The sequence below is a fragment of the Roseomonas chloroacetimidivorans genome (assembly GCF_049629625.1).
Taxonomy (GTDB): Bacteria; Pseudomonadota; Alphaproteobacteria; order Acetobacterales; family Acetobacteraceae; genus Roseomonas; species Roseomonas chloroacetimidivorans.
On record NZ_JBNBZS010000145.1, the window covers coordinates 1 to 8361 of the forward strand.

General features: G+C 65.6%; 6 protein-coding genes and 2 pseudogenes. 6 read left to right on the forward strand and 2 right to left on the reverse strand.

What is annotated here, in order from left to right:
• Positions 1-999 precede the first annotated feature (999 nt).
• The gene (locus tag ACO1BU_RS34810) at positions 1000-1812 is read right to left on the reverse strand and encodes a calcium-binding protein (RefSeq protein ID WP_424140489.1); all 813 of its coding nucleotides are present in this window, start codon (positions 1810-1812) and stop codon (positions 1000-1002) included.
• 142 nt (positions 1813-1954) lie between these two features.
• On the opposite strand from ACO1BU_RS34810, the gene ACO1BU_RS34815 reads away from it, so the two are divergent.
• The 5 genes and pseudogenes from ACO1BU_RS34815 (at position 1955) to ACO1BU_RS34835 (ending at position 5103) form a co-directional block, all read left to right on the forward strand.
• Positions 1955-2614 carry a ParA family protein gene (locus ACO1BU_RS34815; RefSeq protein ID WP_424140490.1) on the forward strand — a complete coding sequence of 220 codons (660 nt, stop codon included), beginning with the start codon at positions 1955-1957 and terminating at the stop codon, positions 2612-2614.
• Positions 2615-2655: 41 nt separating this feature from the next.
• Complete coding sequence (locus ACO1BU_RS34820; RefSeq protein ID WP_424140491.1) at positions 2656-3366, forward strand: hypothetical protein; 711 nt, start codon at positions 2656-2658, stop codon at positions 3364-3366.
• A 243-nt stretch (positions 3367-3609) separates the two neighbouring features.
• Positions 3610-4323 (forward strand): annotated as a pseudogene (locus ACO1BU_RS34825) (transposase); the annotation flags it as partial.
• A gap of 93 nt (positions 4324-4416) precedes the next feature.
• Positions 4417-4692, forward strand: a pseudogene (locus ACO1BU_RS34830) (IS110 family transposase); the annotation flags it as partial.
• A gap of 57 nt (positions 4693-4749) precedes the next feature.
• Positions 4750-5103: a transposase gene (locus tag ACO1BU_RS34835; RefSeq protein WP_424140492.1), complete on the forward strand. Its 354-nt coding sequence runs from the start codon at positions 4750-4752 to the stop codon at positions 5101-5103.
• A 215-nt stretch (positions 5104-5318) separates the two neighbouring features.
• On the opposite strand, the gene ACO1BU_RS34840 is transcribed toward ACO1BU_RS34835, so the two are convergent.
• Positions 5319-6329 carry an IS110 family RNA-guided transposase gene (locus ACO1BU_RS34840; RefSeq protein WP_424140493.1) on the reverse strand — a complete coding sequence of 337 codons (1011 nt, stop codon included), beginning with the start codon at positions 6327-6329 and terminating at the stop codon, positions 5319-5321.
• 51 nt (positions 6330-6380) lie between these two features.
• Between ACO1BU_RS34840 and ACO1BU_RS34845 the strand changes: the two genes are divergently transcribed.
• On the forward strand, positions 6381-7427 hold the full coding sequence (locus ACO1BU_RS34845) for an IS110 family RNA-guided transposase (protein WP_424140494.1): 1047 nt from the start codon (positions 6381-6383) through the stop codon (positions 7425-7427).
• Positions 7428-8361 lie beyond the last annotated feature (934 nt).

The following is an 8361-nucleotide window of genomic DNA, read 5'->3' on the forward strand; positions in this document are numbered from 1 at the left end:
AACGCCATGTTCCGCCGGATGCGAGTGAAGCAGCGAGCCCTTCGCTGCCATTGCCCGGCTCACCCCCGCCCAGACGATGCTCGACATGACAAAACCGATTGCCGATCCGCCTCATACGAGTCGAGCTAAGGTCGGCTGCAGCTATCGAGCCCCGAGGGCCGCACCGGATCGATCCGATAACCAGCGCCTATTCTTGCTGAAGTCTATGAGGCAGCAAGCTTCTTCCCCCTGACCGCTTGGTCGTAACGTGCCTTCCAGAATGCCATGTCAGCCTCCTTGCTGAACAGCACGCGAACCCCGGTCGCACCCTAGCTCACCCGCACCTTCCCACCGTTGCGGGATCTGTGATCCTCCATCCATTCCTTGAAGACCGGGTCTTCGGGAGTATGCCCTTCGAACTCGAGGACCCCGGCGATCTCTTCCTGTTTACGGCGTTTCACCACGGAACTTACCCTTCCAGAGACGCGACATTTCGCTGTGCCGGAAGGAACGAAGCTGGCCCGTCGTTGGCTGCGATCCACCGGGGCGCCAGCATGGCGGCGCACAGCCCGGGTCCGCGGTGAACGGGCTGGGCTGCTTTGAGCCGACTGCATTTCGGCTGCCCAGCACGGCCGTGAGCGGTCCCGACATGCTCCTGGACGGCTCCAGTCCCGATCCGTGCCGGCCGTCGCGACCGCGGAATGGCGGAGCGAGCCCGGCCTCGCGGGCCCCGCCACAACGCAGACGGGGCCAACCCCGAACCATGCAATAAGCTCGCGAGCATGGCTCGGGACGCGAGCGGCCTCGTGTTCATCTGGGAGCAGTTGGGAGGGCGGCGCGTTCCGCTGGCCGCCGGTAGTGGACGGCATCGCCCTCTGCGGCCGGTACAGGCGCGGCGAGGTTCGCGAACGGGCGGAGCTGGTCGTCTGCAGGACGAGGAAGCAACCCTCCCGGGGACGCAATCCGGCCCCAGCTCCTGGGGGGAGCCGGGGCCGGTGGTGCTGGTGTGTCGAGCGGTACTTAGAAGATGAAGTCGGGAGCGGCGAAGGCGTAGTGGCCGTTCACCTCGAGTCGGAAGTCGGCCTTGCCGTCGCCAGTCAGATCGACCTCGACCAGCGTGTTGGCGCCGGACTGGATGGCGTGCAGTTCGCCGGCCTGCTTGGTGAAGGCATGGTCACCAATGAAGGTGAAGACATCGTCTCCGGTGGTGTTCGGCACCGTGTCGATCAGGGAGAGGTCGATTAGGTCGCCGTGGCCGAAGTCGAGGATGATGTCGTGGCCGCTGCCCACCTTGGAGTCGAGGAGCTGGGTGTAGGGGAAGGTGTCATTCCCCGAACCGCCGGTCAGGTGATTATTGCCAGGGTTGCCGGTGAGCGTGTCGTTGCCTGCCCCGCCATCGAGGCTTTCGTTGTCCGCGCCGCCGGAGAGGCTGTCATTGCCGTCTCCGCCGATCAGGGTGTCGTTGCCGTTGCCGGCCAGGAGCGTGTCGGCGCTGGCGCCGCCATCCGGCCGGTCGTCCCCGGCCCCACCGTCGAGCGTATCGCTGGCGTTGCCGCCGTCGGGCCTGTCATTACCGCTGCCGCCGATCAGGTGGTCGTCGCCGTTGCCGCCCAGGATCACGTCATTGCGGGACGCGCCGTCGATGATGTCAGCACCGGTCGTGCCCTTCAGGTGATCCGCCGCGTCGGTTCCGGTGATAGAGGTGATGTTGTCGTCCGGGGCCGAGCTGGAGGGGGGAGCGGTCTCGATCGGGGCGGGCGAGGCGACGGGCTCGGCGCGGCCTGGAGCAGTCGTGTCCGGAGCAGCGGCCCCCGGAGCGGTGCTGTCCTGCAACCGCCAGGAACAGCTGGCTGACCTCCTTGAGTAAGGGAAAAGGTCCGATCCGCGACCGTTTTCCCCGGGGAAAACGTCCGACCGCATTGCCGCCGTCACCTCGCAGGTGAGAGTATGAACCCGATTGTTCGGAGTGTAGACTATGGGGGATAGGCAAGGCTGCCGGGTCCTAGTGCTTGGCGGCAGCAAGGGGGGATGCGGCCGGAGTACGATCTCCCGCAACCTGCTTGTCTCTGCCCGGCAAGCTGGGATCAGGGCGGTCGGGATTGACCTCGACGCACAGAGAACGTTCCGCAAGTGGGCCGACCGCCGCGCAAAGGCGAGAGAGACGCTGACGCAGATCGTTGAGGTCGAAGTTATCGCGAGTACCGCCGACGACTGGGAGGAAGTCCGGCCGAGCCTCAAGGGCTTTCAGCTTGCCATTGTGGACACGGCCCCGGGCGTAGAACACGAAATGAGCCGAATGATCGCTATTTGTCGCGAGGCATCTTACGTGCTCGTACCAACAAGCCCCTCGACCGACGACCTCGAGAGCGTCGTGCCGTGGTGGCGGTCGCTCTCTGCAGGCGGAGCGCGAGGGGCGTTCCTCCTGAACAAGGCCAACCGGCGGACGCGAAGCTTTGGTGCCGCCCGGTCGGCTCTCCTCCGTCACGGCGCAGTGGCACCAGTCGAGGTTCCGCAACTCGAAGATATTGCTGCCCCGCATTCTGGCGGACTAGCGGTGGTCGACTATGACAAAGCGCGAGGTGCCGACGTCATGGCGGACCTATGGCGGCACGTCCGGCGGGAGGTCGAACTATGAGCGACAGACTACGCCGCCCCAGAGCCGGCGGGGCCGAAGGTATGGACCTCACCGCCGGGGACGACCGTAGCGAACAGGCGGTTGCTATTATCCGGGCTAGCGACGCGGGGCGGGAGATCGTCGCCGAACTTTTCGCGGGGATGGACTTAGACGAGGCGAAGACAGCCGCCATCGTGAAGGCGCGCGCTGTTGTGCTGGAACAGTGGGGCAAGGCGCAGGCGGCGTTCATCCGGGTTGGACAAACGCTCTTGCACCTCTCCCGGACGTTGACCGAGGAGGAATTCCAACGCGTCCGCCGCGGAAGCGAGCGCCTATTCCCCTTCGGCGACAGCACGGCGACTAAGCTCCGCAAGGCTGCAGAGTTCATCGAAGCCCACCGCATCCCCGCCGAGCAGGCACCGCCGTATACGATCACTTACGAGATCTCGACCCTTGCACCGGAGGGACAGGATCTTGTTCGTGAGCGGGGCCTCCTGCGGCCAAACGTGAGACGCGCTGAAATCGTCGCCATCCGCGAGGAACTAAGGGCGCACAAGATTAAGACGCCCGTTGTTTTGGAGGGCTTCGCCGAGGAGGTCACCAGCGAGGGCACCGGGACCATGCTAGGCGAATCTGCGCTCGCGGCCATGCGGGCCGAAGTCGAGGACATAGACCTGAAGATAGCCGATCTACAGGCTCAGCTACGCCGCCATCTCAACCGGAAGGCTGATATTCTTCGGGTGCTCGGCCTAAGCAAAGCTGGGTTCGGCTAGGTCGCGTGAGATGGCGGGCCCGCAGCCTGGGCGTGGGCTGGGTCGCCGGAAACCCTCGGGCGCATGACCGCCTGGCGGCCTGGCACGGCAGTGCCCGAGGTCGCCCGCAGCTGGCGCATCTGCTCACAGTTGGTGTTTGGACCACAGCGCGAGGGAAAATTTGGGCGAGTCGCGGTGAGGAGCTGCCCCGGTGAGCGGTGAAAGCTCTCGACGGAGGAACCCTACGTCGATTCACTATGGGGTATGAGCAAGAGCTTTCGACCCTGGGCTGTCGATGATGTCTGGCTGCTGCCACCATCGCTGCAGGAGTTCGTGCCGGCCGGGCATCCGGCGCATCTGGTGCGGGATCTGGTGGCCGAGGAACTGGACCTTGGTGCCATCCTGTCGACCTACGCCGAGCCCCGGGGCTATCCGCCCTACCACCCCGGGATGATGGTTGCCTTGCTGCTGTATGCGTACAGCCAGGGTGTCTACTCCTCGCGGCGGATCGCGCGCGGTTGCGAAGAGCGGCTCGACTTCCAGGCGGTGACGGCCCTGAACCGCCCCGACTTCCGCACCATCAGCGAGTTCCGCCGGCGGCACCTGACGGCGCTGGCTGGCCTGTTCGTGCAGGTTCTGGATCTCTGCCGCCGCGCCGGCCTGGTCGGCTGGGGGCATGTCGCCGTGGACGGGACGAAGCAGCGGGCGAATGCGTCCAGGCACAAGGCAATGAGCTAGGAGCGGATGGTCAAGGCCGAAGGGGAACTCGCGGCCGAGGTCGCGGCCTGGCTTGAGCGCGCCGCCCAGGCCGATGCCGTGGAGGATACGGAACACGGCTCGGAGCGGCGTGGCGACGAGCCGCCGGACCGGATGCGCGACAAGCAGGCCAGGCTGGAGCGCATCCGCGCGGCGAAAGCTGAGCTGGAAGCGGAAGCCAAAGCAGCACAGGCAGCTAGATGCCGTAATGGGCCGGCCGCCTGGGCTTGGGCGGTAGGGCGGCTGTCCCTCAGAGTGATGGTGTGTGGAACGGGGTCCGAACGGGTCGGCCCCAGGCATCATCGAGGGACAGCCATGGAGTACTATGCCGGGATCGACGTATCACTGAAAGACAGCAGCGTATGCGTGGTGGATGGCGGCGGCAAGATCGTGCGCGAGGCCAAGGTTGCGAGCGAGCCGGAGGCGCTGATCGCCTGGTTTGGCGGCCTCGGCCTGGAGGTGGCGAGGATCGGGCTGGAGGCCGGTCCCTTGTCGCAATGGCTCCATGCCGGGCTGAGCGAGGCGGGGTTTGAGGCGGTGCTGCTCGAAACCCGCCACGTGAAGGCGGCCCTTTCGGCCATGACGGTGAAGTGATCCTCCTTGGTTTCCGTGGACACCCAGAGGCAAGCTTTGAACTGGAGGTGTTCGATGGATCAGCAGGCGACGAGGACCAAGCCGCGGTCCTACACGGAGGATTACAAGCGCCAGGTCGTGGACTTGGTGGTCAGCAGCGGGCGCACATCCACGGCGGTGGCAGCTGAGGTTGGGCTGCACCCGACGCTGCTGTGCCGCTGGGTGCGGCAGTACGGCGCTGTCGGTGCCAAAGCTGAGGCGCCGCGGCCCGCAGCCCCTCTCTCCCTCAAGCCCGTGCCGGTTCCGATGGCCGACCAGGCCGCCGAGATCGCGCGGCTACGGCGCGAGTGCGATCGGCTGCGCATGGAGCGCGACATTTTAAAACGTATGGCCCGCCCCGTCCGCAAGGGTTTTCACGACCTGGTCTGATCAGTCTACGCCAACGTATTCGGCTTCGGAGACAAGCTCCCTGCCAAGATGGAGATCCGCGCGTCCTGGTTCTCATAAAGAGCACGGCGTCGAGCGCCATTTTTAAAACCAGATTTCCAGAACGCCGGTCGACTGTCAGGCCATCTCGCTTCCACCACCCGCAGACCTCATCCAGCCGCCCGCATCGGGTGAGCACGAACGGCTGATCTTCGGGGCTACGGCACCGCCGCCGCCTTCATCTCGAACCTCTGCCCACTCCGCAGCACCGCGCAGATGATCCGCGCCAACTTGGCCGCGAGCGCCACCACCACGGTGTTCACATGGGCCCGGGCGGCCAAGCCTCGCAGCCATGCGCTGAGCGGCGTGTCACCCTTGGAGAGCGTCGGCAGGGCCGCCCGCGCACCATGGATCAGCATCTTGCGCAAGTAGACGTTCCCTCGCTTGCTGATCCCCAGCAGCTTCGGCTTGCCACCCGTAGTCATCTGCCTCGGTACCAGCCCCAGCCAGGCGGCGAGGTCCCGCGCTCGCCCGAAGGTCTCGGCCCTGCCGATCGCCGCCGCGAGTGCGGTAGCGTTAAGCGGCCCGATGCCCGGGATCGTCGTCAGCAGCCGGGCTGCCTCGTCGGTCCGGGCTTCGGCCGCGAACTCCTCGTCAAAGGCCTCGATGCGTCGGTCCAGCTCGAGCCATTCCGCCCGCTGGTCCTCCACCAAGAGCCGCATCCGCGGGCTGAGCGGAACCCCCTCCTCGGCCAGCAGGGTCTCAAGGTAAACCTCCAACTTGCGGCGCCCCTGGGGCACGGTGATGCCGCGCTCGAGCAGGATGGCGCGCAACTGGTTGATCAGCGCCGTCCGTTCTCCCACCAGCCGGTCGCGGGCTCGGTGCAGGCTCTGCATGTCGAGCTGCACCTCGCTCTTGAGCTCGACGAAGCGCATGGTCGGCCGGGTCGCTGCCTCGGCGATCGCCTCCGCGTCCCGGTCATCGTTCTTCTGCGCCTTCACATAGGGCCGCACGTACTCAGGCGACATCAGCCGCACCTCGTGTCCTGCCTCGCGCAGCCTGCGGCCCAGGTGGTGCGCCCCGCAGCAGGCCTCCATCGCCACCACGCAGCCCGGCAGCCCCGCCGCCAGCTTGACCACCCCATCCCGGTGCAGCCGCCGTCGCAGGACCACGCGCCCGGTCGCGTCCAGCCCCACCACGCTGCAGATGGGGTGGACGGCCCCAGGCATCGATGTACCAAAATTCAGGTCGTTGGAAACAAACCGGTAGGACCGTCAGGGATGGGCGTTACGATGATCGGCTTGGATACAGCGAAGGCCGTGTTTCAAGTGCACGGTGTGAACGAAGCCGGAAAGGCAGAGCTGAAGCGCAAGCTCCGACGAGACGAGTTGCTGCCGTTCTTCGAGAAGCAGCAGCCGTGCACGGTGGTGATCGAGGCGTGCGGGGCCGGCCACCATTGGGCGCGCCAGCTGACCCGCCTGGGCCACCAAGTGGAGCTGATTGCGCCGGAGGCGGCTCGGCCGTTCGTGAAACGGGGCAAGAAGAACGATGCCGCCGACGCGGCGGCGCTGTGCGTCGCTGCATCGCAGCCGGATGTGAAGTTCGTACCGATCAAGACCGTTGAGCAGCAAAGTACCCTCTCGCTGCACTCCACCAGGACGCTACTGGTTAAGCAGAAGACAATGCTGGTCAACGCCATCCGCGGCATGGCGACGGAGTTCGGCGAGGTCGTCCCGAAGGGCATGGACAATATCGAGAAGCTGGTCGGGGCGGTCGAGGCGAACGAGGCGGTGCCGGAGTACGGGCAGGAGATGATCTGCGAGATGTACGCCAAGACGCTGGCCCTGCAGGAGAGCATTGAGGTGATCGAGAAGAAGATCGTCGACCACGCGAGGCACGACGAACAGGCCCGCCGGCTAGCGACGGTCCCCGGCATCGGCCCGATCACCGCTTCGCTGATCGTGGCTACGGTCGGCGACAACATCGGGGCGTTCCGGAGTGGGCGGCATTTCGCTGCCTGGCTCGGGTTGGTGCCGCGCCAACATTCAACTGGCGGAAAGACCCGCCTCGGCCGGATTACCAAGGCCGGAAATTGCGAGATCAGACGCATGCTCGTGCTCGGCGCCACATCGATGGTGTACCGGGCTGGACAGTGGAACAGCGCGGCGGGCGCTTGGCTGAAGAGCCTGCTGGAACGTCGGCCGGTACGACTGGCGACGGTGGCGCTGGCGAACAAGATGGCGCGCGTCGCCTGGGCGTTGCTGACGCGCAAGGAGGTCTACCATGCGAAGGGGCGTGTCATGAGCGTGACGGAGTCCGCAGCGTGATGGCCGATCGCATCTGGTGGATGGCGGACGCAAGTCCGTCCAGAAGGTCCGGCGGCAGTTGCTGATCGGCGTGGTGGGAAAGCTGTGGTCAAGACAGCCCGGGCAATACCGAAAGAACAGTTGTGCTTCGAGCACGTTCTGCAGATTGGCGCCTGGCACGTACGCGAACGCCCATGATGGCCAGCGGCAAAAGCCGCGACACAGGCCGGACATAAGGACGCAGCTGACCGGACTTTCCCCGATTCGGAATGGCATTTTTCGATAAGGAATGACGGCGAGAAGAGAAAGCGACGAGGAAAACAGGAGGGAGTTGATCTGCGTGAGAATGCTTCCGTGGCTGCGGCAGGTCACGCGGCGTTGCCGCCGTACGCAGTCAGCGCGGCGAATGTTGTGGTCGGAAAGGCTCGGCTGCCACGGTGCTCAGGCGTGTCGAAAAGTAGGTGTTCGCCATGCTCGCTCCGTCCGTCAAGAACGGGCGGGCTGCACGTGGCTCCGCTCACAACGCGCGCGAGGGCGCGCGGCGTTTTCGACACGCCTTGCGCGCCGTGCCCACCTGAGATGGCCGAGACGAGGTGTGTCCCGGCAACTCGATGCGGCGCGCTCACCCCGCGGCGTCAAACAAGGGGCATGGCTAGAAAGTTGAGAAAGCAAGCGAATTTCGTTGACCGGAAAGGCCGTCCACATAAGTTGTTCTTGCCCAGATCCACCCCGAGAACCGCAATCTCCGTCATGGGTCAGCCTCCTACACCCCTGGTTGCCCGGCCAGCTTACGCCAGCGGGAAAGTGGGGCGGGCCATCCCATAAAGTCCATTTCGATCTTCGCGGGACCGCTGAGATGAGGTTCCGCGTGGTCGAGGACTGCCGAGGCTCCTGGCCGGTTCAGGCGCTCTGCAGCGTGCTGGGTATCTCAACCGCCGGGTACTACGCTTGGCGG

Coding starts and splice junctions, on each gene's coding strand:
- ACO1BU_RS34815 (WP_424140490.1), top strand. CDS start 1,955: ATGGGGGATAGGCAAGGCTGCCGGGTCCTAGTGCTTGGCGGCAGCAAG.
- ACO1BU_RS34820 (WP_424140491.1), top strand. CDS start 2,656: ATGGACCTCACCGCCGGGGACGACCGTAGCGAACAGGCGGTTGCTATT.
- ACO1BU_RS34835 (WP_424140492.1), top strand. CDS start 4,750: ATGGATCAGCAGGCGACGAGGACCAAGCCGCGGTCCTACACGGAGGAT.
- ACO1BU_RS34840 (WP_424140493.1), bottom strand. CDS start 6,329: ATGCCTGGGGCCGTCCACCCCATCTGCAGCGTGGTGGGGCTGGACGCG.
- ACO1BU_RS34845 (WP_424140494.1), top strand. CDS start 6,381: ATGGGCGTTACGATGATCGGCTTGGATACAGCGAAGGCCGTGTTTCAA.